The 20,357-nt window shown below is 72.3% G+C and carries 24 protein-coding genes and 1 pseudogene; 12 read left to right on the forward strand and 13 right to left on the reverse strand.

Annotation, left to right across the window (positions count from 1 at the left end):
* From ASD33_RS34030 to ASD33_RS10405, 3 genes are all read left to right on the forward strand, one after another.
* Nucleotides 1-94: acyl-CoA dehydrogenase family protein (locus ASD33_RS34030; protein WP_132919430.1), on the forward strand; the 94-nt coding region annotated here is incomplete at its 5' end.
* Between the two features lie 44 nt (nt 95-138).
* Nucleotides 139-924: an electron transfer flavoprotein subunit beta/FixA family protein gene (locus tag ASD33_RS10400; RefSeq protein WP_056557065.1), complete on the forward strand. Its 786-nt coding sequence runs from the start codon at nt 139-141 to the stop codon at nt 922-924.
* Between the two features lie 39 nt (nt 925-963).
* A complete protein-coding gene (locus ASD33_RS10405) occupies nt 964-1,920 on the forward strand; it encodes an electron transfer flavoprotein subunit alpha/FixB family protein (protein WP_056557069.1) in 957 nt (318 codons plus the stop codon).
* A 71-nt stretch (nt 1,921-1,991) separates the two neighbouring features.
* Here ASD33_RS10405 and ASD33_RS10410 read toward each other — a convergent pair whose 3' ends face one another.
* The 5 genes from ASD33_RS10410 to ASD33_RS10430 all read right to left on the reverse strand — a co-directional run bounded on the left by ASD33_RS10410 (nt 1,992) and on the right by ASD33_RS10430 (nt 5,410).
* Entirely contained in the window at nt 1,992-2,375 is a 384-nt protein-coding gene (locus tag ASD33_RS10410) for a zinc ribbon domain-containing protein (protein WP_056557072.1), read from the reverse strand.
* Between the two features lie 132 nt (nt 2,376-2,507).
* On the reverse strand, nt 2,508-3,215 hold the full coding sequence (locus ASD33_RS10415; protein ID WP_056557075.1) for a TetR family transcriptional regulator: 708 nt from the start codon (nt 3,213-3,215) through the stop codon (nt 2,508-2,510).
* A 113-nt stretch (nt 3,216-3,328) separates the two neighbouring features.
* Nucleotides 3,329-4,090 carry an SDR family NAD(P)-dependent oxidoreductase gene (locus tag ASD33_RS10420; RefSeq protein WP_056557077.1) on the reverse strand — a complete coding sequence of 254 codons (762 nt, stop codon included), beginning with the start codon at nt 4,088-4,090 and terminating at the stop codon, nt 3,329-3,331.
* Between the two features lie 201 nt (nt 4,091-4,291).
* Nucleotides 4,292-4,762 (reverse strand): cyanase, encoded by a 471-nt coding sequence (cynS, locus tag ASD33_RS10425; RefSeq protein WP_056557079.1) that lies wholly within the window; start codon nt 4,760-4,762, stop codon nt 4,292-4,294.
* 51 nt (nt 4,763-4,813) lie between these two features.
* The gene (locus tag ASD33_RS10430; RefSeq protein WP_056557082.1) at nt 4,814-5,410 is read right to left on the reverse strand and encodes a carbonic anhydrase; all 597 of its coding nucleotides are present in this window, start codon (nt 5,408-5,410) and stop codon (nt 4,814-4,816) included.
* A gap of 83 nt (nt 5,411-5,493) precedes the next feature.
* Between ASD33_RS10430 and cynR the strand changes: the two genes are divergently transcribed.
* The 4 genes and pseudogenes from cynR to ASD33_RS10445 all read left to right on the forward strand — a co-directional run bounded on the left by cynR (nt 5,494) and on the right by ASD33_RS10445 (nt 7,635).
* Complete coding sequence (gene cynR / locus ASD33_RS10435) at nt 5,494-6,420, forward strand: transcriptional regulator CynR (protein ID WP_056557085.1); 927 nt, start codon at nt 5,494-5,496, stop codon at nt 6,418-6,420.
* A gap of 151 nt (nt 6,421-6,571) precedes the next feature.
* The coding region (locus ASD33_RS10440; protein WP_242427110.1) for a heme-binding protein at nt 6,572-6,874 on the forward strand (303 nt) is incomplete at its 3' end.
* A gap of 1 nt (nt 6,875) precedes the next feature.
* A pseudogene (locus ASD33_RS36230) lies at nt 6,876-6,970 on the forward strand (heme-binding protein); the annotation flags it as partial.
* A gap of 32 nt (nt 6,971-7,002) precedes the next feature.
* A complete protein-coding gene (locus ASD33_RS10445; RefSeq protein WP_056557091.1) occupies nt 7,003-7,635 on the forward strand; it encodes an ankyrin repeat domain-containing protein in 633 nt (210 codons plus the stop codon).
* Between the two features lie 34 nt (nt 7,636-7,669).
* On the opposite strand, the gene ASD33_RS10450 is transcribed toward ASD33_RS10445, so the two are convergent.
* Entirely contained in the window at nt 7,670-8,821 is a 1,152-nt protein-coding gene (locus ASD33_RS10450; RefSeq protein WP_056557094.1) for an acyl-CoA dehydrogenase family protein, read from the reverse strand.
* Nucleotides 8,822-8,936: 115 nt separating this feature from the next.
* Here ASD33_RS10450 and ASD33_RS10455 point away from each other — a divergent pair, with 115 nt between their 5' ends.
* The 3 genes from ASD33_RS10455 to ASD33_RS10465 all read left to right on the forward strand — a co-directional run bounded on the left by ASD33_RS10455 (nt 8,937) and on the right by ASD33_RS10465 (nt 10,596).
* The gene (locus ASD33_RS10455) at nt 8,937-9,542 is read left to right on the forward strand and encodes a TetR/AcrR family transcriptional regulator (RefSeq protein ID WP_056557097.1); all 606 of its coding nucleotides are present in this window, start codon (nt 8,937-8,939) and stop codon (nt 9,540-9,542) included.
* Nucleotides 9,543-9,700: 158 nt separating this feature from the next.
* Nucleotides 9,701-10,336, forward strand: a complete 636-nt coding sequence (locus ASD33_RS10460) for a TNT domain-containing protein (protein ID WP_056557425.1) — start codon at nt 9,701-9,703, stop codon at nt 10,334-10,336.
* Complete coding sequence (locus tag ASD33_RS10465) at nt 10,333-10,596, forward strand: hypothetical protein (protein WP_056557100.1); 264 nt, start codon at nt 10,333-10,335, stop codon at nt 10,594-10,596. Before ASD33_RS10460 ends, ASD33_RS10465 begins: the two co-directional genes overlap by 4 nt.
* Here the strand turns inward: ASD33_RS10465 and ASD33_RS10470 are convergent.
* Genes ASD33_RS10470 through ASD33_RS10485 form a run of 4 tightly spaced genes read right to left on the reverse strand, consistent with a single transcriptional unit; the run spans nt 10,574 to nt 15,180 of the window.
* The gene (locus ASD33_RS10470) at nt 10,574-11,953 is read right to left on the reverse strand and encodes a GH1 family beta-glucosidase (RefSeq protein WP_056557103.1); all 1,380 of its coding nucleotides are present in this window, start codon (nt 11,951-11,953) and stop codon (nt 10,574-10,576) included. The two genes, ASD33_RS10465 and ASD33_RS10470, sit on opposite strands and share 23 nt — an antisense overlap.
* Nucleotides 11,954-11,982: 29 nt before the next feature.
* Complete coding sequence (locus ASD33_RS10475) at nt 11,983-12,822, reverse strand: carbohydrate ABC transporter permease (protein WP_056557426.1); 840 nt, start codon at nt 12,820-12,822, stop codon at nt 11,983-11,985.
* A gap of 19 nt (nt 12,823-12,841) precedes the next feature.
* Nucleotides 12,842-13,849 (reverse strand): sugar ABC transporter permease, encoded by a 1,008-nt coding sequence (locus ASD33_RS10480; protein ID WP_056557429.1) that lies wholly within the window; start codon nt 13,847-13,849, stop codon nt 12,842-12,844.
* Nucleotides 13,850-13,863: 14 nt separating this feature from the next.
* Entirely contained in the window at nt 13,864-15,180 is a 1,317-nt protein-coding gene (locus ASD33_RS10485) for a sugar ABC transporter substrate-binding protein (RefSeq protein WP_056557106.1), read from the reverse strand.
* A 188-nt stretch (nt 15,181-15,368) separates the two neighbouring features.
* On the opposite strand from ASD33_RS10485, the gene ASD33_RS10490 reads away from it, so the two are divergent.
* Together ASD33_RS10490 and ASD33_RS36770 are read left to right on the forward strand one after the other, a co-directional pair.
* Complete coding sequence (locus tag ASD33_RS10490; RefSeq protein WP_107103668.1) at nt 15,369-16,679, forward strand: ROK family transcriptional regulator; 1,311 nt, start codon at nt 15,369-15,371, stop codon at nt 16,677-16,679.
* A 97-nt stretch (nt 16,680-16,776) separates the two neighbouring features.
* The gene (locus tag ASD33_RS36770; protein ID WP_277922083.1) at nt 16,777-16,899 is read left to right on the forward strand and encodes a hypothetical protein; all 123 of its coding nucleotides are present in this window, start codon (nt 16,777-16,779) and stop codon (nt 16,897-16,899) included.
* Between the two features lie 50 nt (nt 16,900-16,949).
* On the opposite strand, the gene ASD33_RS10495 is transcribed toward ASD33_RS36770, so the two are convergent.
* From ASD33_RS10495 to ASD33_RS10505, 3 genes are all read right to left on the reverse strand, one after another.
* On the reverse strand, nt 16,950-17,462 hold the full coding sequence (locus ASD33_RS10495) for a DinB family protein (RefSeq protein ID WP_056557109.1): 513 nt from the start codon (nt 17,460-17,462) through the stop codon (nt 16,950-16,952).
* 68 nt (nt 17,463-17,530) lie between these two features.
* A complete protein-coding gene (locus ASD33_RS10500; protein WP_056557112.1) occupies nt 17,531-18,667 on the reverse strand; it encodes an XdhC/CoxI family protein in 1,137 nt (378 codons plus the stop codon).
* A gap of 42 nt (nt 18,668-18,709) precedes the next feature.
* Nucleotides 18,710-20,176, reverse strand: coding sequence for an NCS2 family permease (locus ASD33_RS10505; RefSeq protein ID WP_056557115.1), 1,467 nt, complete (start codon nt 20,174-20,176; stop codon nt 18,710-18,712).
* Nucleotides 20,177-20,357: the final 181 nt, after the last annotated feature.

A 20,357-nucleotide genomic window follows, 5' to 3' on the forward strand; every position in this document is an offset into this window, starting at 1 on the left:
CGTCGAGCGCATGATGCGCGACGCCAAGATCACCCAGATCTACGAAGGCACCAACCAGGTCCAGCGCATCGTCATGGCCCGCAACCTCCCGTAACGGCACGAAGCCCGAACCACCAGCCTCTCGAAAGGAGACAGGCCGTGACCCTGAAGATCGCTGTCTGTGTGAAGTACGTCCCCGACGCGACCGGCGACCGCGGATTCGCCGACGACCTGACGACCGACCGCGAGGCCGTCGACGGCCTGCTCTCGGAGCTGGACGAGTACGCGGTCGAGCAGGCGCTGCGCATCTCGGAGGAGTCCGACGACGCCGAGGTCACCGTCGTGACCGTGGGCCCGGACGACGCCAAGGACGCGCTGCGCAAGGCGCTGTCGATGGGCGCCGACAAGGCCGTGCACGTCAACGACGAGGACATCCACGGCTCGGACGTCATCGCCACCTCGGCGATCCTGGCCAAGGCGCTGGAGAAGACCGGTTTCGACCTGGTCGTCTGCGGCATGGCCTCGACCGACGGCACCATGGGCGTGCTGCCCGCGCTGCTCGCCGAGCGCCTGGGCCTGCCGCAGGTCACCCTGCTGTCGGAGCTCTCCGTCGAGGACGGTCTCGTGAAGGGCCGCCGTGACGGCGACGCCGCCACCGAGCACCTGGAGGCCCCGCTGCCGGCCGTCGTCTCGGTCACCGACCAGTCCGGCGAGGCCCGTTACCCCTCCTTCAAGGGGATCATGGCCGCCAAGAAGAAGCCGGTCCAGGAACTGGACCTGGACGACCTGGACATCGACGCGGACGAGGTGGGCCTCGCCGGGGCCTGGACCCTGGTCGACACGGTCGCCGCCCGCCCGGCGCGCACCCAGGGCACGATCGTCACGGACGAGGGCGACGGCGGCAAGCAGCTCGCCGCCTTCCTCGCCACCCAGAAGTTCATCTGACCCGCCGCCGGTCACTCACCCACACAGGAGCTACGAATCATGGCTGAGATCCTGGTTCTCGTGGACCACGCCGACGGTGCGGTCCGCAAGCCGGCCCTCGAACTGCTGACCCTGGCCCGCCGCATCGGCGAGCCCTCGGCGGTCGTCCTCGGCGCCGGCGAGGCCGCCGCCTCGATCGCCGCCACCGCCGGCGAGTACGGCGCGGCGACGGTGTACGTCGCGGACGGCGGCGAGTTCACCGAGCAGCTGGTCGTCCCGAAGGTCGACGCGCTCACCCAGCTCGCTCAGGAGAAGGGGGCGGCCGCCGTCCTGGTGACCTCCTCCGGCGAGGGCAAGGAGATCGCGGCCCGGGTCGCGCTCCGCCTCGGCTCGGGTCTGATCACCGACGCCGTGGAGCTGGAGGCCGGCGAGAACGGCCCGGTCGCCACCCAGTCCGTCTTCGCCGCCTCGTACCAGGTGAAGTCGACGGTCTCGCACGGCGTCCCCGTCATCACCGTCAAGCCGAACTCCGCCGCCCCGGAGGCCTCCCCGGCCGCCGGTACGGTCGAGGACGTCACCGTCTCCTTCACCGGCAACGCCGCGAAGGTCGTCTCGCGCACCCCGCGCGTCTCCACCGGCCGTCCCGAGCTGACCGAGTCCGCGATCGTGGTCTCCGGCGGCCGCGGTGTCGGCGCGGCCGAGGGCTTCGCGGTCGTCGAGAAGCTGGCCGACTCGCTCGGCGCGGCCGTCGGCGCCTCCCGCGCCGCCGTCGACGCCGGCTGGTACCCGCACGCCAACCAGGTCGGCCAGACCGGCAAGCAGGTCTCCCCGCAGCTGTACGTCGCGGCGGGCATCTCCGGCGCGATCCAGCACCGGGCCGGCATGCAGACCTCGAAGACGATCGTCGCGGTCAACAAGGACGCCGAGGCCCCGATCTTCGATCTGGTCGACTACGGCGTGGTCGGCGACCTCTTCGAGGTGCTGCCCCAGCTGACGGACGAGATCGGCGCGCGCTGACCTCTGCGACACACACAGCGGAAGGGGGTGGGTGGCACTCTGTGCCACCCACCCCCTTCCGCTGTCCCGTCTCAGTACCAGCCGTCGAGCGGTACCTCCTCGCAGAGCCGGACGACCGGCCTGCGCCCGGAGCCGGCGACGCCGGAGACCTTCACCCGGACCCCGGGGCGCACCGCGTGCACCGGTCCGTCGACCCGGCAGCGGACCACGAAGCCCTCCGTCATATGGACCGGCCAGAGGTCCGCGTCGGCGGCGGCGACCCCGCGCCGTACGGATATCACACCCTCGCCCTCGCTGAGTTCGGGCGCGAGGTCGGTCGACCCGCAGGTCGGACAGAGCAGGCGCTGGAACGTCGTGGTGTCGCACCAACGGCAGCGCTGGAAGTAGAGCTCGGAGTCGGTTTCCGACTCCTCGACGTGGACGGCGGTCCCGCTCCTCAGTCCCGTGTGGAACACGATGCCTTCTCCTTGCACTCGGCGGCTCGACCGTGCATGGAGCCAAGATATGGCACTGAGTGCCAACAAATAAAGACCCGAGTTCCCTCAATTGGAGATACCGAGAACCCTGGAGGGATTCGGGTGGACCTCTCAGTCCTCGCCGAGGCTCGACTCCACCTCGCGCACCACGCGCCACATGGGGGTGGACCGTTTGGTGATCACCACGACGATATCCTCGGTCTCCTCGGCCGGCGCGGCCGCGGCCTGGCCGGTGGCCCAGGTGGCGCGGACGAACTCCAGGGCCCCGTCGACCTCGGCCCGCGGGTCGCCCTTCCCGCCCGAACGCAACCAGTGCCGCAGGGCGTGGTTGTGGGCGGCGACCACGGCCGCCGCGACGACGTTGGCGCGCAGGGTGCCGTCCTTGCGGTCGGCCCACCGGGTGCGCAGATAGTCGCCGAGGGTCTTCTCGTACCGCCAGACCACCGACAGCTCGTAGGTGCGCAGTCCGGTCACCTCGCGGGTGAGCCGGTAGCGCTGCACGGAGAAGGTGGGGTTCTCGGCGTACATCCGCATGACGAGCCGGGCGGCGTCGCAGACGCGGACGACCGGGTCGTCGGAGTCGGCGCTCGCGGCGAGGAAGCGCGTCATGTCGGCGAGGCACTGTTCGTGGTCGGGGAAGACCACGTCCTCCTTCGACGGGAAGTACCGGAAGAAGGACCGGCGGCCGACGCCCGCGAGCGTGACGATGTCGTCGACCGTGGTCTGCTCGTAGCCCCGTTCCAGGAAGAGCTGGAAGGCGGCGGCGACGAGGGAGTCCCGCATCGCCGGCTTCGTGGAGTTCGTCGACGCTGTACCCATGGGCCGAACCTAACACCCGAACCGCCTCCGCGCGGCACTAGGTGCCGGGGGAATCCGGCACCGAGTGCTGCGATGAGGGTACGGAGGACCGGAGAGGCCCTCCGGAGCGGGACTCAGCGGGCGGTCATCCGCAGGGCGCCGTCCATCCGGATCGTCTCGCCGTTGAGGTAGTCGTGCTCGGCGACCATCGTCACGAGACGGGCGTACTCCTCCGGGCGCGCGAGGCGCTGCGGGAAGGTGACGCTCGCGGCCAGACCGGCCCTGACGTCCTCCCCGAACCCGGCCATCATCGGGGTGTCGACGATGCCGGGGGCGATCGTGACGACCCGGATGCCGAACTGCGCCAGGTCGCGGGCGGCGGTGACCGTCATGCCCGCGACGCCCGCCTTGGAGGCGGCGTACGCGATCTGGCCGACCTGGCCCTCGAAGGCGGCGATGGAGGCGGTGTTGACGACGAGGCCGCGCTGCCCGTGCTCGTCGGGCTCGTGCCGCGCGATGGCCTCGGCGGCGAGCCGCATCACGTTGAAGGTGCCGAGCAGGTTGACGTGGAGCACGGCCCGGAACAGATCCAGGTCGTGCGGTCCCTTGCGGCCCAGGATGCGGGCGGAGGGGGCGATGCCGGCGCAGTTCACGGCGAGCCGCAGCTCGGCGCCGTCGGCGTCGATCACGGCGAGGGCCTCGCGTACCTGGTCCTCGTCGGTGACGTCGGCGGCGAGCAGCCGGACGCCCTCGGGGAGCGCCCCGGCGGCGGCCACGGCCTTGTCCAGGTCGAGTCCGTACACGGTGGCGCCCCGGGCGGCGAGCGCCTCGGCGGTGGCGGCGCCGAGCCCGGAGGCGGCACCGGTGACGAGAGCGGCGGAGCCGGCGATGTCCATGGAACTCCTCGTACGTGTCGTGCGGGGGCGACCCTGCCGCCGGGTTGGCCGCCGGATCGGGCGCGTGCCCGCGGGGGACCGCGCGGTCCGCGCGATCTGCGCCGCCCACCATAGAACCGCAGGCCGCGCTCCCGGAAGCGGAACCGGGGAGGCCGTCCGGGAGCGCGTCGGCACCAAGGAGGGTCCGGGGTGCGGGCCCGGTCAGAAGGGCTTGGTCGGCAGGTACTTGCCGTCCAGGGTGATCACCGCGCGCTCGCCGCCCTCGGGGTCGGCGACCTTCTTGACGTCCAGCCGGAAGTTGATCGCGGAGATGATGCCGTCGCCGAACTCCTCGTGGACCAGGGCCTTCAGCGTGGTCCCGTAGACCTGGAGCATCTCGTAGAAGCGGTAGATCGTCGGGTCGGTCGGGACGGTGCCGTCGAGGGAGCCCCGGGTGGGGATCGTCCGGAGCAGCCGTACGGCGTCCTCGTCGAGACCGAGGAGACCGGCGACGGCCCGGGCGGCCGGCTCGGGCAGGGCGTGCTGGCCGAGGACGGCGGCGGTGACGAAGGCGACGGAGAAGCCGGTGGCGTCGGCGATCTCCTGCCAGCTGAGGTCCTTGACGGTCTTGGCCTCGACGGCGGCGAGGGCGAGCTCACGACGGGCGGTGGGGTCGAACTGGGCGTGCACCATGAGAGGTACGTCCTTTCGGAAGGGGTGGAAGGGGGCTTCTGGGGGGGTGGGTCAGGCGGCGACGCGGGCCGGCGGGCCCGCCAGCTCCTCGACGGTGCCGTCGGCGATGTCGAAGACCCAGCCGTGCAGCCGGATCTCTCCCTCGGCGAGGGCGCGGGCCACCGACGGGTGGGTGGCCAGGTTGGCCAGCTGCGCGGCGACGTTCTCCCGCACCAGGGCGGCCACGTCGCCCGCCCGTCCGGCCGCGGCGGTGCGGGCCAGGGAGGCGTCGGCGTGCCGCAGCCAGTTGGCGACGGCGGGCGCGGCGGTCAGGTCGCTGCCCTCGGCGAGCGCGGTCATCGCGCCGCAGGCGGAGTGCCCGCAGACGATGACGTCCCGCACGCCGAGCACGGTGACGGCGTACTCGACTCCGGCGGCGACCCCGTCGGTGCCCGGCGTGTGGGCGGGGACGAGGTTCCCGGCGGTGCGGATGACGAAGAGTTCACCGGGGTCGGTCTGGGTGATCAGTTCGGGTACGACGCGGGCGTCCGAGCAGCCGATGAACAGCGTCCCGGGCCGGTGGGCGGTGGCCAGGCGGGCGAACAGGCCGGCCTTGGCAGGGAAGACCTCCCGCTGGAAGCGGGCGATTCCCTCGGCGAGATGAGGCATGTCCTCACCCTGCACGAGCTGGACCTATAGCGTCCAAGACCTTCTGTCGATGTCTGCTATAGATGCGATCTATAGTCGACCGTATGCAGCCGGAACTCCGTCATCTCCGCTATCTGCTCGCCGTCGCCGAGCACGCCAACTTCACCCGCGCCGCCGAAGAGCTCCGGATCGCCCAGCCCACGCTCTCCCAGCAGATCAAGCAGCTGGAGAAGGCCCTCGGGGTGCTGCTCCTCGACCGCACCGGCCGCACCGTGCGCCTCACGGACGCCGGGGAGGCGTACGCGGGGTACGCGCGGCGCGCGCTCCAGGACCTGGCGGCGGGCGAGCGGGCGGTGCTCGACGTCCACGACCTCTCCCGGGGCCGGCTGCGGCTGGCCGCCACACCCACCTTCACCGCGTACCTCACGGGCCCCCTGGTCGCCGCCTTCCACGGCCGCCACCCCGGCATCACCGTGGAGGTGCGGGAGCTGACCCAGGACCACATCGAGACCGAACTCCTCGCCGACCGCCTCGACCTCGGCGTCGCGTTCCAGGGCGGCCACCTCCCCGGCATCGAGGCCACCGCGCTCTTCGACGAGACCCTCGGCCTGGTCGTCGGACCCGGACACCCCTTCGCCGGCCGTACGGAGCCGGTGCCCGCGGAGGAGCTGAACCACCATCAGCTCGCCCTGCTCAGCCAGGACTTCGCCACCCGCCGGCACATCGACGCGTACGTCACCGAGCACGGCGTCCGGCCGCGGATCGCGGTGGAGGCCAACGCCGTCGGCGCGCTCACCGAGATCGTCCGGCACACCGCGCTGGCCACCGTCCTGCCCGACGCCGTCACCCGCGACCACCCGCACCTGAGCCCCGTCCCCCTCTCCCCCGCCCTGCCGTCCCGCGGCGTCACGATGCTGCGCCGCGCCGCCGGTTACCGGAGCGCGGCGGCCCGCGCCTTCGGCGGGCTGGCCGCGCGGTGGGCGGAGGACCAGGTCCGGGCGGAGCCCGGGGAGGGTCAACCGATCGGATGACCCCGGGGTCCACCGTTGCGGGCGCCGGGTGCAGCCGGGACGACGACCGGTCACCCGGGACTCCGGCTCCAGGATGGAGGGGAAGCGGGCCGCGGAGCACCGACGGCCCGTGAAACCCACCGAGTTCACTGGAGCAGATCCCATGAAGCACGTGAAGAAGGCCACCTCGCGCACCCGTGTCGTGACCGGTGGGGCGATCGTCGCCGCGCTCGCCCTCGGTGGCTTCGGTGCCTACTCGGCCAGCGCCACCGGCGAGGACACGGCGGCCGCGCCCGCCGCCGCGGTCGCCAAGGCGGACGCCAAGAACAAGAACACCACGCAGTCGACGCACCTGACGATCGAGGCAGCCACGAAGGCCGCGCAGGCCACGCTGGACGCCGCCGAGAAGGAGAACCAGCGCGTCTCCGTCGCCGTCGTCGACCGCAACGGCAACACCATCGTCACCCTCCGCGGCNGCGCGCCCATCGCGGGCATCGGTGTCGCGGGCGCCCCCTCCGGCGACCTCGACGAGAAGTTCGCCCAGGCCGGCGTCGCCACGCTCGGCAAGTAACCGACACCCGCCCGCGCCCGAGGAGCACCGTCATGAACGCGCTCGACGAGACCCTCCTGACGGCCGCCGCGCACGGTGACGCCGTCGCCGTCCACGCGGCCCTCGACGCGGGCGCCCGGGTCGACGCCCGGGACCGGCACCGCCGCACCCCGCTGCTGCGGGCAGCCCGGCACGACCACGTGCCCGTCGCGCGGCTGCTCCTCGCGGCGGGCGCGGACCCGAACGCCCAGGACGACCGGTCGGACAGCCCGTGGCTGGTCACCGGCGTCACGGGCGGCGTCGCGATGATGCGGACGCTGCTCCCCGCGGGGCCGGACCTCGGCCTCACCAACCGCTACGGCGGTACGGCCCTGATCCCGGCGGCCGAGCGCGGCCACGTCGCCTATGTCCGCGCCCTCCTGCGGGAGACGGCCGTCGACGTCGACCACGTCAACCGGCTCGGCTGGACGGCCCTCCTGGAGGCCGTGATCCTCGGCTCCGGAGGCCGCGACCACCGGGACGTCGTCGCCCTCCTCCTGGCCGCGGGCGCGAACCCGGAGCTCCCGGACCCCCACGGCCGGACGGCCCTGGACCACGCGGCCCGCCACGGCTTCACGGAGATCGCGGCCCTGCTGAGGACCGCCGGCTCGCACCGCCTTCTCCACGGGACCGCCGGGGCCCGGTGAACACCGGGAGCCGTCCGGCCCCCGGTGCCCGCGCTCACGCCGGCCGCGCCAGCCCCCTGCTGATGACCAGCCGCTGGATCTGGTTCGTTCCCTCGAAGATCTGGGTGATCTTCGCTTCGCGCATGTAGCGCTCGACCGGGAAGTCGCGGGTGTAGCCGTAGCCGCCGAGGACCTGGACGGCGTCCGTGGTGACCTTCATGGCCGTGTCCGTGGCGATGAGCTTGGCCGCGCTGGCCTGGCGGCTGAAGGGGCGGCCGAGGTCGCGGCGGCGGGCCGCGTCCAGGTACGTGGCACGGGCCGCGTCGACCGAGGCGGCCATGTCGGCGAGCAGGAACCCGAGGCCCTGGTGGTCGACGATGCGGCGGCCGAAGGTGGTGCGCTCGTTCGCGTAGTCCACGGCTGCGTCCAGCGCGGCCTGGGCGAGGCCCGTGGCGCAGGCGGCGATGCCGAGGCGGCCGCTGTCCAGGGCGCTGAACGCGATCTGGAGCCCCTGGCCCTCGTCGCCGACCAGCCGGTCGGCTTCGAGGAGCGCGCCGTCCCAGTACGCGGAGGTGGTGGGGACGGCCTGGAGGCCCATCTTGCGTTCGGGGGCGCCGAAGCTCAGGCCCTCGGTGGCGCCGGGGGCGAGGAAGCAGGAGATGCCGTGGCTGCCGGGCGCGGTCCGCGCGAAGAGCGCGTAGAAACCGGCCTTGCCACCGTGGGTGATCCACGCCTTGGTGCCGGTGATCCGGTACCCGCTGCCGTCGTCCTGGCGCTCGGCCTTGCAGCTGAGGGCGGCGGCGTCGGAGCCGGCCTGCGGCTCGGAGAGGCTGTAGCCGCCGACGTTCCGGCCCTCCAGCATCTCGGGCAGCCAGCGCTCCTTCTGCTCCGCGGTGCCGAAGGTGTGCAGCGGGTGGCAGGCCAGGGTGTGGACGCTGGTGGCGACGGCGACGGCCGCCCAGCGCGCGGCGAGTTCCTCCAGGACCTGGAGGTAGACCTCGTAGGGCTGGCCTCCGCCGCCGTACTCCTCGGGGTACGGCAGGCCGAGCAGGCCCGCCTCTCCGAGGGTGGCGAAGAGCCCTTCGGGATAGGTCTCGGCGGCCTCGTACTCGTCCACCTTGGGAGAGAGCTCCTTGTCGGCGATCTCCCGGGTGAGGGCGATGAGGTCCGCCGCCTCGGGGGTGGGAAGCAGGCGGTCGACATCCATGGCGACTCCAGCGGCGCGCAAAGTGGTACTGGGGCAGGTACTGCAGTACCGCTGAGAGTAGCGCAGAAGGGTGTCCCCGACACCCCCTGGAACTCCGGCCTGGAATACTGGCCGGGTGATCGAGACCTCAGCCGCCGACGCCCCGAAGCTGACGGGCCGCGGCGCGGCGCGCCGCTCCGCCCTCTTCGAGGAGCTCGTCGCCCTCCTCGTCGGCGAGGGTTTCGCCCAGCTGACGCTCGACGATCTCGCCGCCCGGCTGCGCTGCTCGAAGCGGACCCTGTACGGCCTGGCAGGCAGCAAGGAGCAGCTGGTCCGCGCGGCCGTCGTGCACTTCTTCCGGCGCGCCACGGCCCGGGTCGAGGCGGTGCTCGCCGCCGCGACCGACCCGGCGGAGCGGCTCGCCGCCTATCTGCGGGCGGTTTCGGCCGAGCTGGCGCCGGTCTCGCCGCAGTTCTTCGACGACGTGGCCGGATTCGAACCGGCGGCGGAGGTGTACGAGCGCAACACGCGCGCGGCGGCCGGCCGGGTCCAGCAGCTCATCGAGGAGGGCGTACGGGCCGGGGTCTTCCGCGAGGTGCACGTGACCTTCGCGGCGGACGTCATCTCCTCGGTGATGGTCCGCATCCAGCGGCGCCAGGTCGCCGCGGCGACCGGCCTCGCCGACGCCGAGGCGTACGAACAGCTGGCCGAACTGCTCCTCAGCGGACTCCGTAGGGCCTGAGGGGCCGCACGGCGCACCTGGCCGGATTGCGCCCGCGTTCGGTCACTCTGCGCAGATGATCCACTACTGTGCGCGTCGCCACTGACCACCCCACCCCAGGGAGCCTCCGCGTGGAGCGCAGCCGTACCGCCTTCAGGATCCGTGCCGTCCTCGCCGCCATGGGCGTCACCGCCGCCCTCGCCGCCGCCCCCGCGGCGCAGGCCGTGCCCGCCGAGAAGCCCGCCGCCGCGCCGCCGGCCCCCTGCACCGGGGAGTTCCAGGGCGACAAGCGGCTCGGCCCGAAGTTCCTGCCCAGGAAGTGGCAGCAGCCGGTGGGCCCGCTGCTCAACCGGTACCACCGGACCGGCGGCCTGTCCTCGGCCGACTTCCTGAAGAAGTACTGGGAGGGCCCGGCCGACACCGGCAGCTGGAAGTACCCGCCGAACGACGGTTTCGGCGAGGTCAACGGCACCGTCGACAAGGCGCCCGAGCTGCTCGCCGAGGGCGAGCGGCTGGACCGCTTCGGTTCGGAGTACGGCGGCTACCTGGCCCCGGCCGGCGACGACTACGCCCAGCGCGCGCTGCCCCCGCAGAACCTCAACACCCGGGACGCGGCCTTCCCCTGCGACTACCACCTGTACGAGGTGACCCGGGCGTTCGTGGTCTGGGAGGGCTCCATCGCGCCCTGGTTCGAGCAGCCGGGCGGCGGCCGTCAGATCAAGCTGGACGCCGCGTTCCTGAACCCGGGCGAGGGCCAGCGCCTCAACGTGAAGTGGCTGCTCGACAACGGCTATCTGGTGCGCGTCCCGGCGTGACGGACCGCCGCGCGCTGGACCGGGCACTCCGGGAGGCCGGGGTGCCCGGGGCGTACTACTGGATCGAGGGCGTCCACGAACCGGCGCCCACGCCGCCCGACTTCGTCTATCTGCGGACGGGGCCGGGCGGCCCCGGCACGTGGGAGACCGGGGTGTACGAGCGCGGCGCGTACGAACCGGTCGCCACCCACGCCACGGAGGCGGAGGCCTGCGCGCACCTCCTGGCGCTGGCGGGCGTCACGGGGCAGCCGGGCGCGTGACGGCGGGCCCCGGCGCGCGGTGGGCGCGGACGAGTTCCGCGTACCGCCGGCCGCTCGTCTTCACGGTCCTGCGCTGGGTGGCGAAGTCGACGTGGACGAGCCCGAAGCGCTTGTCGTAGCCGTAGGCCCACTCGAAGTTGTCGAGCAGGGACCAGGCGTAGTACCCGGCGAGCGGGACGCCCTTGCGCAGGGCGCGGGCGCAGGCCGCCAGGTGCTGTTCGAGGTAGCGGGTGCGCTCGGGGTCGTGGACCGCGCCGTCGGGGCCGACGGCGTCGGGGAAGGCCGAGCCGTTCTCGGTGACGTACAGCTCCCGTACGCCGTACTCCTCGGTGAGCCGCAGCAGGAGGGCCTCCAGGCCGCCGGCGTCGATCTGCCAGTCCATTCCGGTACGGGGCACCTCGGGCGGCCGCACCTCGCGGGCGTGCGGGACGGGGCCCGTGGGGTCGTCGGCGACGGTCACCGGGAAGTAGTAGTTGAGGCCGTGCCAGTCGAGCGGTGCGGCGATGGCCGCCGCGTCCCCGGGCCGTTCCGGCAGGTCGACCCCGTACAGCTCGCGCATGTCGGCGGGGAAGCCGCGGCCGTACACCGGGTCGAGCCACCAGCGGTTGGTGTGGCCGTCCGCGCGGACGGCGGCGGCGAGGTCCTCGGGGCGGGTGGAGGCGGCCGCGACGGTGGAGTGGTTGGTGACCAGGCCGACCCGGGCGCCGGGGGCGGCGGCGCGGACGGCGGCGGTGGCGAGGCCGTGGCCGAGGAGCAGGTGGTACGAGGCTCGGACGGCGGCCGTGAGGTCGGTGAGGCCCGGTGCCATCCGGCCCTCCAGGTGGCCGATCCAGGCGGAGCAGAGCGGTTCGTTGAGGGTGGCCCACTGGGTGACGCGGTCGCCGAGGCGTCCGGCGACGGCGGAGGCGTACCCGGCGAGGTGTTCGGCGGTCTCGCGGACGGTCCAGCCGCCGCGGTCCTGGAGGGTCTGCGGCAGGTCCCAGTGGTAGAGGGTGACGGAGGGGGTGATCCCGGCGTCGAGGAGTCCGTCGACGAGCCGGTCGTAGAAGTCGAGTCCGGCGGTGTTGACGGGACCGTCGCCGCCGGGGACGACGCGCGGCCAGGCGACGGAGAGCCGGTAGGCGTCGGTGCCGAGGGCCTTCATCAGGGCGATGTCCTCGGGCCAGCGGTGGTAGTGGTCGCAGGCGGTGTCGCCGTGGTCGCCGTTGTCGATCGCCCCGGGCACGCGGGAGAAGGTGTCCCAGATGGAGGGGGCGCGGCCGTCCTCGGCGGCGGCGCCCTCGATCTGGTACGCGGAGGTGGCCGTGCCCCAGGCGAAGGAGGGCGGGAAGGCGGCGAGGTCGAGCGGTTCGGACACGGGAGTCCTTTCGGGGGCGGAGGAGGGCGTCACTTGACCGCGCCGGCGGTGAGGCCGGTGACGAGGTAGCGCTGGAGGAGCAGGAACCCGGCGACGACCGGGACGCTGACCACGAGGGAGGCCGCCATCACCTGGTTCCAGTACACGTCGTTCTGGGTGGCGTAGCCCCGGAGGCCGACGGCGAGGGTGCGGGTGGCGTCGTTCGTCATGACGGAGGCGAAGAGGACCTCGCCCCAGGCGGTCATGAAGGCGTAGACGCCGACGGCGACGATGCCGGGGGCGGCGGCCGGGACGACGACCCGGAAGAGCGCGCCGAGCGGGCCGCAGCCGTCGACCTCGGCGGCCTCGTCGAGTTCGCGCGGGACGCCGTCGAAGTAGCCGATCAGCATCCAGATCGAGAACGGCAGCGAGAAGGTCAGGTAGGTGAGGATCAGACCGCCGCGCGAGCCGAAGAGGGCGATGCCGGTGGCGTTGCCGATGTTGACGTAGAGCAGGAAGAGCGGCAGCAGGAAGAGGATGCCGGGGAACATCTGGGTGGAGAGGACCGTCACCGTGAAGACCCGCTTGCCGCGGAAGGCGTAGCGGCTGACGGCGTAGGCGGCGAAGACCGCGACGACGAGCGAGCAGGCGGTCGCCGCGCCCGCGACGATCAGGGAGTTCACGAAGTAGTCCGCGAGCGGGACGGTCTCCCAGATGTCGAGGTAGGGGCGGAAGGTGAGGCCGGAGGGGATCCACCGGAACTTCCCCGAGACGTCCTCCAGGGGTTTGAGGGAGCTGGAGACCATCACGTACACCGGCAGCAGGACGAAGCCGGTGAGCAGCGTGAGGAAGATCCGCCGGCCCCAGAGGAAGGAGCGGGGCGGGGCCATGGGCGAGCGGGGCCGGTCGCTACGGGGCATCGGTGGCCTTCCTTCGCCGGAATCCCCGGGTGGTGAGCAGCAGGTAGACGCCCGTGACGACGAGCAGGAACAGCAGGAGCAGCACCGACATCGCCGAGCCCGTACCGAAGTTCCAGGTCTGGAACGAGGACTGGTAGATGTGCAGGGAGATCAGGTCGGCCGACTCGGGGGCCGCCCTGCCGAACAGCACGAAGGGGGTGTTGAAGTCGTTGAACGTCCAGAGGAACAGCACCAGGACGAGCACCTGGGTGACGGGCCTCAGGGACGGCAGGGTGATCCGGCGGAGCTGCTGCCAGAGGCCCGCGCCGTCCAGGGCGGCGGCCTCGTACATCTCGCGGGGGATGTTCTGCAGTCCGGCCATCATGACGAGGAAGGCGAACGGCCAGCCCTTCCAGACGGAGACGACCAGCAGCGTCCAGAAGGCGTTGTCGCCGATCAGCCAGAAGGCGGGGCTGTCGCCGATGCCGAGCTGGTCGTGCAGGACGTGGTTCACCAGGCCGTTGTCCCGCTGGAACATGAACGCCCAGGTGATGACGGCCGCGTAGACCGGCAGGGCGTACGGGACGAGGAAGAGCGCCCGCAGGAAGCCCCGGCCGCGGAAGGTCTCCTGCATGAGGACGGCGGCGGCGGTGCCGAGGAGCCAGCAGAGGCCGACCGAGCAGAGGGTGAAGACGCAGGTGGTGACGGAGGACCGCAGGAGGGACGCGCCGACGGGTGCGTCGAAGTCGACGGAGACCGCGTAGTTGTCGAACGCGGCCCAGGGGGCGGCCACCCAGTCGCGGATGAAGAACTGGGTGAGTTCCTTGAAGCTCATGACGATGCCGATGAGCATCGGCACGAGGTGGACGAGGAGTTCGAGGGCCAGGGCCGGGAGGAGCAGGAGGTAGGGCAGTCCGGCGGACCGGAGCCGCCCGGGACGGCGGGTGCGCGGGGCCGTCCCGGGGGTGGCCCGCCGCTGTCCGGTCCGCCCGACGGGCTTCTCGACGGTGGTGGTCATGGCGGCGTCCGGGTTCACTTCTTCGGCATCTGCTGCTGGGCCTTGTCGAGCTCGGCCCGTACGGACTCGGTGGTGACGGGGCGGCCGGCGGCGGCGTCGGCGAACAGCTTCTTGACCGCGGTGCCGACGACCGTCTCGAACTGGGACTCCTCGGGGACCTGCGGCAGGGCGGCGGCGCTGGTGGCGAGGGTCTGCTTGAGGACGGCGACGGTGGGGGTGTCGAAGGCGGGGTCCCGCTGGGCGCTCGTGACCGGGGGGATGGAGCCGTAGGCCTTGTTGAGGGCCTTCTGTTCCGCGTCGCTCGTCATGAACTTCACGAAGTCGAGGGCGCCTCGGGTGTTCCGGGTGTTCCTGAAGACGGCGAGGTTGATGCCGGCGACCATGGAGTTGATGCCCGTGCCCCGGCCGGGGGTGCCGGAGGCGACGGGGGCGGGGGCGACGCCCCACTCGTCGGCGCTCATGCCCTGGGCGGCGAAGGTGGTGCCGGGGGTCTGCCAGAGGACCATGGCGGTCCGGTCCTTGGCGAAGTCGCTGAGGGACTGGTTCTGGGCGTACTCGGCGTTGCCGGGGGCGACGATCCCGTGGGCTGCCATGAGGTCGACGTACTGCTTGACGGCGGCGACGGCCCCGTCGGAGGTGAAGTCGGCCCTGCCGTCGGCGGTGAAGAAGTCGGCGCCGTGCTGCTTGCCGAGGACGAAGACCTGGTGGATGTTGTTGGCGAGGTTGCCGCCCTCGACGCCGATGGCGGACTTTCCGCCCTTGCTGAGCTTCCTGCCGTCGGCGATCAGCTCGTCCCAGGTGGCCGGCGGCTTCGCTATGCCGGCGTCGGCGAACATCTTCCTGTTGTAGTAGAGGGCGTACGCCATGGAGTAGAGCGGTACGGCCGCGGGGTCCTGGCCGGTGGCGCCGGTGGAGCCGAGCGCGGAGTCGACGAAGCGGTCCCTGCCGCCGATGGCCCGGAAGTTCTCGGCGTTCCAGGGCAGCAGGGCGCCGCTCGCCTGGAGCGAGGCGCTCCAGGTGTTGCCGATGTTGAGGACGTCGGGGCCCTGGCCGGAGGTGGTGGCGGTGAGGATGCGGTTGAGGAGGTCGGACCAGGGGATGACCTCCAGCTCGACCTTGATGCCCGTCTGCTTCTCGAACCTGTCGAGTTCGGGCTGGAGGACCTTCTTGTCGACCTCCAGGTTCGCGCCCTGGTTGGAGGCCCAGTAGGTGAGGGTCCTGGTGCCACCGCCGCCGGAGCCGTCGGTCGGGGAGCCGCCTCCGCAGGCCGCGGCGGTGAGGACGAGGGAGAGGGTGACGGCACCGGCGGCCGCGGCTCTGATTCTGCGCATGGCTCCTCAGGACCCTTTCGGGGAGTGGCGGGGAGCTGGGGAGGAGGGGGTGGCGAAGCGTCCCGCGTTCAGGCCCTGAAGCCCTCCCCGGCTTAATTTAGGATGTGAGTTAAACCTCAAGAGAAGGTCGCGTCAAGGGTCCTGACAGCGGTATGTTGCGCTCAGGACTACTTCACCTGGGGGCCCAAGTGACCATGCGGAACGGCCGCACCGTGCGTGACCTGCGACGCGAGAACCGCACCGCCGTCCTCCAACGCCTCTATTTCGACGGGCCGATGAGCCGCTTCTCGCTCGGCCCCGCGACCGGCCTCAGCTCCGGCTCCATCAGCAACGTCGTCGCGGAGCTCGTCGCGGAGGGTCTCGTCGAGGAGGCGGGCAGCGTCGACTCGGCCGGCGGGCGCCCCCGTACCCTGCTCCGGATCACCCCGGGCAGCGGCTGCATGATCGGCGTCGACGTCGGCGAGACCCGGGTCAGGATCGAGCTGTTCGACCTCACCCTCACCGAACTCGCGCGCACCGAGCGCCCGTTGGCGGTCGACAGCCCGAACCCCCATGACCGGTACGAGGTCGGCGTCGTCGTCGACCACATCCGCGAGGGCATCGCCGAGGTGCTGCGGACGGCGGACGTGCCCGCCGACCGGCTGCTCGGCGTCGGTGTCGGCGTGCCCGGCATCGTGGCCCGTACCGCCGAGGACGGCGCCGTCGTGCACGGCCAGACCATCGGCTGGGACGCCGTCCCCCTGGAGCGGCTGCTGCGCGCGAGCGTGGCCCTGCCGACGATGGTGCCGTACTGGATCGACAACGGCGCGAAGACCCTCGGCCAGGCCGAGATGTGGTTCGGCGCCGGGCGGGGCGCGCGCAGCGCGGTGATCGTCCTCTTCGGCTCGGGCGTCGGCGCCTGTGTGGCCACGGACCCGATGGGGCCGGGCCGGGCGATCGAGTGGGGTCATCTGACGGTACGGGTCCGGGGGCGCCGCTGCCGCTGCGGCGCGCGTGGCTGCCTGGAGGCGTACGCGGGCGCGGAGGCGCTGCTCGAACGGTGGCGGGAGGCGGGCGGGCGGCCTCCGGCGGGGGCGGACGAGGAGACGGCGCTGACGGCGATGCTGGCGGGGGCGTATCCGGCGGACGCCGGGGCGGAACCCGACGCGACGGCCCGCGAGGTCCTCGAGGAGACCGCCGAGTACCTGGGCGCCGGTTTCGCCGATCTGATCAACCTCTTCCAGCCCGAGCGCATCCTCGTCGGCGGCTGGGCGGGCCTCCAGCTCGGCGCCCGCTTCCTGGAGACGGTGAAGGGGTACGCGGCCGAGTACGCCCTGAAGTACCCGGCGGCCCGGGTCTGCATCGACCTGGGCACGCTCGGCCCCGACGCGGTGACGGTCGGCGCGGCGATCCTGCCGCTCGCGGACTTCTTCGCCCGGGGAGGCCGGCGGGCCGAGACGGAGGCCGTCGAGGAGCAGCCGGCGTGGACGTCGACGGTGCGGGAACGGGCGGCGCACTGAGCGTGCGCCGCCCTCGGGGGTCCGGTGGGGTCAGGGGCTCTTCTGCGACCACCCGGAGGGCGAACGCCCCCTCTGCACGGGCCGCCACGCCCTGAGGGTGACGACCGACCTCACGGGCCGCCTGGTGGGTGAACCCCGCGTCCACCGCGACGTACGCGAGGGGAACGGGCCGCTGGAACTGCCGCGGGAGGAGGGACTGGAGACGGGCGAGGGGAGCTGACGCGGGGCCGCGCACCGTCGCCGGCAGGGCCGGCAGCGACCGGCTCCGCGCTACACCCCGGTAGCGCCGTCCACCCGTTCCCGGACCAGGTCCGCGTGGCCGTTGTGGCGGGCGTACTCCTCGATCATGTGGACGTAGATCCAGCGGAGGCTCACGTCCTGGCCCATGAAGCGGCCCGTGTCCGTCAGGGTGTGATCCGCGCAGTTCTCGCGGGCGCGGGCGATCTCCGACCGCCAGGTGGCCAGGGCGTCGGCCAGGGTGGTTCCCTCCGCCACGTCGAAGCCGCCGTCGGGGGCGTCCGGGTCTGCCTGCGGGTCGTGGAGGGGCGGGGCCTCTTCTCCGGCGAACACGCGGCGGAACCAGTTCCGCTCCACCTCCGCCATGTGCTGGACCAGACCGGTCAGCGTGAAGCCGGACGGCGGCACGGACGCCGTGGCGGCCTGCTCGTCGTCCAGTCCCTCGCACTTCATGGCCAGCGTGGCGCGGTGGAAGTCCAGCCAACTCTCCAGCGTCGTGCGCTCGTCGGCGTTCAGGGGCGGCAGGGGGCGATCGATGGCACTCATCGCTTCATTGTCGCCCGTGCCCGAGGCCGTCGACCGGCGGGGCCGCCCGCAGGGAGGAGCCGCACCGGCTACGCCACGGACGTGATGCGGCCGTCCGGCTCGCGCGGGCCGTCGTGGTGGATCGGGGTGTGGGCGCCCGTGAGGGAGCGGCCGGTGCCGCCCCGGCGGTTCGCCACGATCTCGGCGCCGATCGACAGGGCCGTCTCCTCGGGCGTGCGCGCGCCCAGGTCGAGGCCGATCGGCGAGCGCAGACGGGCGAGTTCGAGTTCGGTGACGCCGACCTCGCGCAGGCGCTTGTTGCGGTCCTCGTGGGTGCGGCGGGAGCCCATCGCGCCGACGTAGGCGACGGGAAGCTTCAGGGCGGCGCGCAGGAGGGGCACGTCGAACTTGGCGTCGTGGGTCAGGACGCACAGGACCGTGCGGCCGTCGACCTCCGTCGACTCCAGGTAGCGGTGGGGCCATTCGACGACGATCTCGTCGGCCTCGGGGAAGCGGGCCGGCGTCGCGAAGACGGGCCGCGCGTCGCACACGGTGACGTGGTACCCGAGGAACTTGCCCACCCGTACCAGCGCGGCGGCGAAGTCGATCGCGCCGAAGACGATCATGCGCGGGGCCGGCACGGAGGACTCGACGAGCAGGGTCAGCGGCTGCCCGCAGCGGCTGCCGTCCTCGCCGATCTCCACGGTGCCGGTGCGGCCCGCGTCGAGCATCGCGCGGGCCTCGGACGCCGCCGTGCGGTCCAGCTCGGGGTGGCCGCCGAGCTTCCCCTCGTACGAGCCGTCGGGGCGGACCAGCAGGGCCCGGCCCATCAGGTCCTCGGGTCCGGAGACGATCCGGGCGAGGGCCGCCGCCTCCCCCGTGGTGGCGGCGCCGAGCGCGGCGGGGAAGACCCCGCCGCGCACCGGGGTGACGAGGATGTCGATGACTCCTCCGCAGGTCAGGCCGACCGCGAAGGCGTCCTCGTCGCTGTACCCGAAGCGCTCGACGACGGTCCTGCCGTCTTCGAGGGCCTGCACGCACAGCTCGTACACCGCCCCCTCCACACACCCGCCGGAGACCGATCCGATCGCCGCGCCCTCGCTGTCGACGGCGAGGGCGGCGCCCGGCTGCCGGGGCGCGCTCCCGCCGACGGCCACCACGGTGGCGACGGCGAAGGCACGTCCCTGCTCGACCCACCGGTGCAGCTCTTCGGCGATGTCCAGCATCTCGGTTCTCCTCTGGATGGGGTGGGGAGGGCGGCGGGGGCGTCAGCTGACGCCGAGCCAGCTCTCGATGGGATGGATCGCGAAGTACACGATGAAGATCGCGGTCAGGCCCCACATGAAGCCGCCGACCTCGCGCGCCTTGCCCTGCGCCGCCTTGATCACGACGTAGGAGATCACACCGGCCGCGACACCCGTGGTGATGGTGTACGTGAAGGGCATGAGGACCACGGTGAGGAACACCGGGATCGCGACGGAGCGGTCGCTCCAGTCCACGTGCTTGGCGTTCTGCATCATCATCGAGCCGATGACGACCAGGGCCGCGGCGGCGACCTCTTGCGGCACGATCGCGGTCAGCGGCGTGAAGAAGAGGCAGAGGGCGAAGAATCCGCCGGTGACCACGGAGGCCAGACCCGTGCGGGCGCCCTCGCCGACGCCGGTCGCGGACTCGACGAAGACCGTCTGCCCGGAGGCTCCGCCCACACCACCGACGATACCGCCGGCGCCGTCGATGAAGAGGGCCTTCGAGAGGCCGGGCATGCGGCCCTTGTCGTCGGCGAGCTTGGCCTCGGTGCCGACGCCCAGGATGGTCGCCATGGCGTCGAAGAAGCCCGCGAGCACCAGGGTGAAGACGATCATGCTGATGGTGATGTAGCCGACGTCGCCCCAGCCGCTGAAGGACACGTCCCCGATGAGGGAGAAGTCCGGGGCGGAGACCGCGCTGCCGTCGAGCTCCGGCGGGCCGGAGAACCAGGCCTTGGCCGGGATGTCCGCGACCGCGTTCAGGATGACCGCGACGACGGTGCCCGCGACGATGCCGATCAGGATCGCGCCGGGGATGTTGCGCGACTGGAGGGCGAAGATCAGGAGCAGGGTGAAGGCGAAGATCAGGACGGGCCAGCCCATGAGCTCACCGGCCGGGCCGAGGGACACGGGACCGCCGCCCGGGGCGGGGTTCTCGTGCACGAAGCCGGCCTTCACGAAGCCGATGATCGCGATGAAGAGGCCGATGCCGATGGTGATGGCGTGCTTGAGCGCGAGCGGTATCGCGTTCATGATCATCTCGCGGAGGCCGGTGACCACCAGGAGACAGATCACGGCGCCGTACGCCACGGACATGCCCATGGCCTGCGGCCAGGTCATGACCGGCACGACCTGCGAGGCCATGACGCCGGAGACGCTGAGGCCGGCGGCGAGCGCGAGGGGGACCTTGCCCCAGAAACCCATGAGCAGGGTCGTCGCGGCCGCGGCGAGGGCGGTGGCGGTGATGAGCGCCGGCTGGCTGAGGAGCTGGCCGTTGACGTCCTTGCCACTGAGGATCAGGGGGTTGAGCAGGAGAATGTACGCCATCGCCATGAAGGTGGTGACGCCGCCGCGGATCTCCGTCGCGACGGTGGATCCTCTCTCCGAGATGTGAAAGTACCGGTCGAGCCAAGACCTGCCGGCGGGATTGCGCGAGCCGGAGCCCGCGTCATCGGCGCTGGTCCTGGGCTCCACTGACGACTGGGTCATGGGGCCTACTCCCAAGGTTCAAAGGGGCACCCGCATCAGACTTCGAAGGATTCTGATCTGGTGAAGCTCGCGGGATTTGGGATGGTGCGTGGGCTGCACGACCCGGGGGACGGCCCGAGACGAACGGGTGGATCGGTACTGCGGGGACTGCGTGAGACGGGGGTACTGCGGTGCCACGGGG

It is taken from the genome of Streptomyces sp. Root1304, from assembly GCF_001426405.1.
In the GTDB taxonomy this organism is placed as follows: domain Bacteria; phylum Actinomycetota; class Actinomycetes; order Streptomycetales; family Streptomycetaceae; genus Streptomyces.

Bases quoted from the DNA above. Each gene is read 5' to 3' on its own strand.
- ASD33_RS10475 (WP_056557426.1), bottom strand. From the start codon at position 12,822: ATGGCCCCGCCCCGCTCCTTCCTCTGGGGCCGGCGGATCTTCCTCACG.
- ASD33_RS10445 (WP_056557091.1), top strand. From the start codon at position 7,003: ATGAACGCGCTCGACGAGACCCTCCTGACGGCCGCCGCGCACGGTGAC.
- ASD33_RS10415 (WP_056557075.1), bottom strand. From the start codon at position 3,215: ATGGGTACAGCGTCGACGAACTCCACGAAGCCGGCGATGCGGGACTCC.
- ASD33_RS10430 (WP_056557082.1), bottom strand. From the start codon at position 5,410: ATGCCTCATCTCGCCGAGGGAATCGCCCGCTTCCAGCGGGAGGTCTTC.
- ASD33_RS10420 (WP_056557077.1), bottom strand. From the start codon at position 4,090: ATGGACATCGCCGGCTCCGCCGCTCTCGTCACCGGTGCCGCCTCCGGG.
- ASD33_RS10505 (WP_056557115.1), bottom strand. From the start codon at position 20,176: ATGACCCAGTCGTCAGTGGAGCCCAGGACCAGCGCCGATGACGCGGGC.
- ASD33_RS10480 (WP_056557429.1), bottom strand. From the start codon at position 13,849: ATGACCACCACCGTCGAGAAGCCCGTCGGGCGGACCGGACAGCGGCGG.
- ASD33_RS10485 (WP_056557106.1), bottom strand. From the start codon at position 15,180: ATGCGCAGAATCAGAGCCGCGGCCGCCGGTGCCGTCACCCTCTCCCTC.
- ASD33_RS10495 (WP_056557109.1), bottom strand. From the start codon at position 17,462: ATGAGTGCCATCGATCGCCCCCTGCCGCCCCTGAACGCCGACGAGCGC.
- ASD33_RS10460 (WP_056557425.1), top strand. From the start codon at position 9,701: ATGGGCGTCACCGCCGCCCTCGCCGCCGCCCCCGCGGCGCAGGCCGTG.
- ASD33_RS10405 (WP_056557069.1), top strand. From the start codon at position 964: ATGGCTGAGATCCTGGTTCTCGTGGACCACGCCGACGGTGCGGTCCGC.
- ASD33_RS10450 (WP_056557094.1), bottom strand. From the start codon at position 8,821: ATGGATGTCGACCGCCTGCTTCCCACCCCCGAGGCGGCGGACCTCATC.
- ASD33_RS10500 (WP_056557112.1), bottom strand. From the start codon at position 18,667: ATGCTGGACATCGCCGAAGAGCTGCACCGGTGGGTCGAGCAGGGACGT.
- cynR (WP_056557085.1), top strand. From the start codon at position 5,494: ATGCAGCCGGAACTCCGTCATCTCCGCTATCTGCTCGCCGTCGCCGAG.
- cynS (WP_056557079.1), bottom strand. From the start codon at position 4,762: ATGGTGCACGCCCAGTTCGACCCCACCGCCCGTCGTGAGCTCGCCCTC.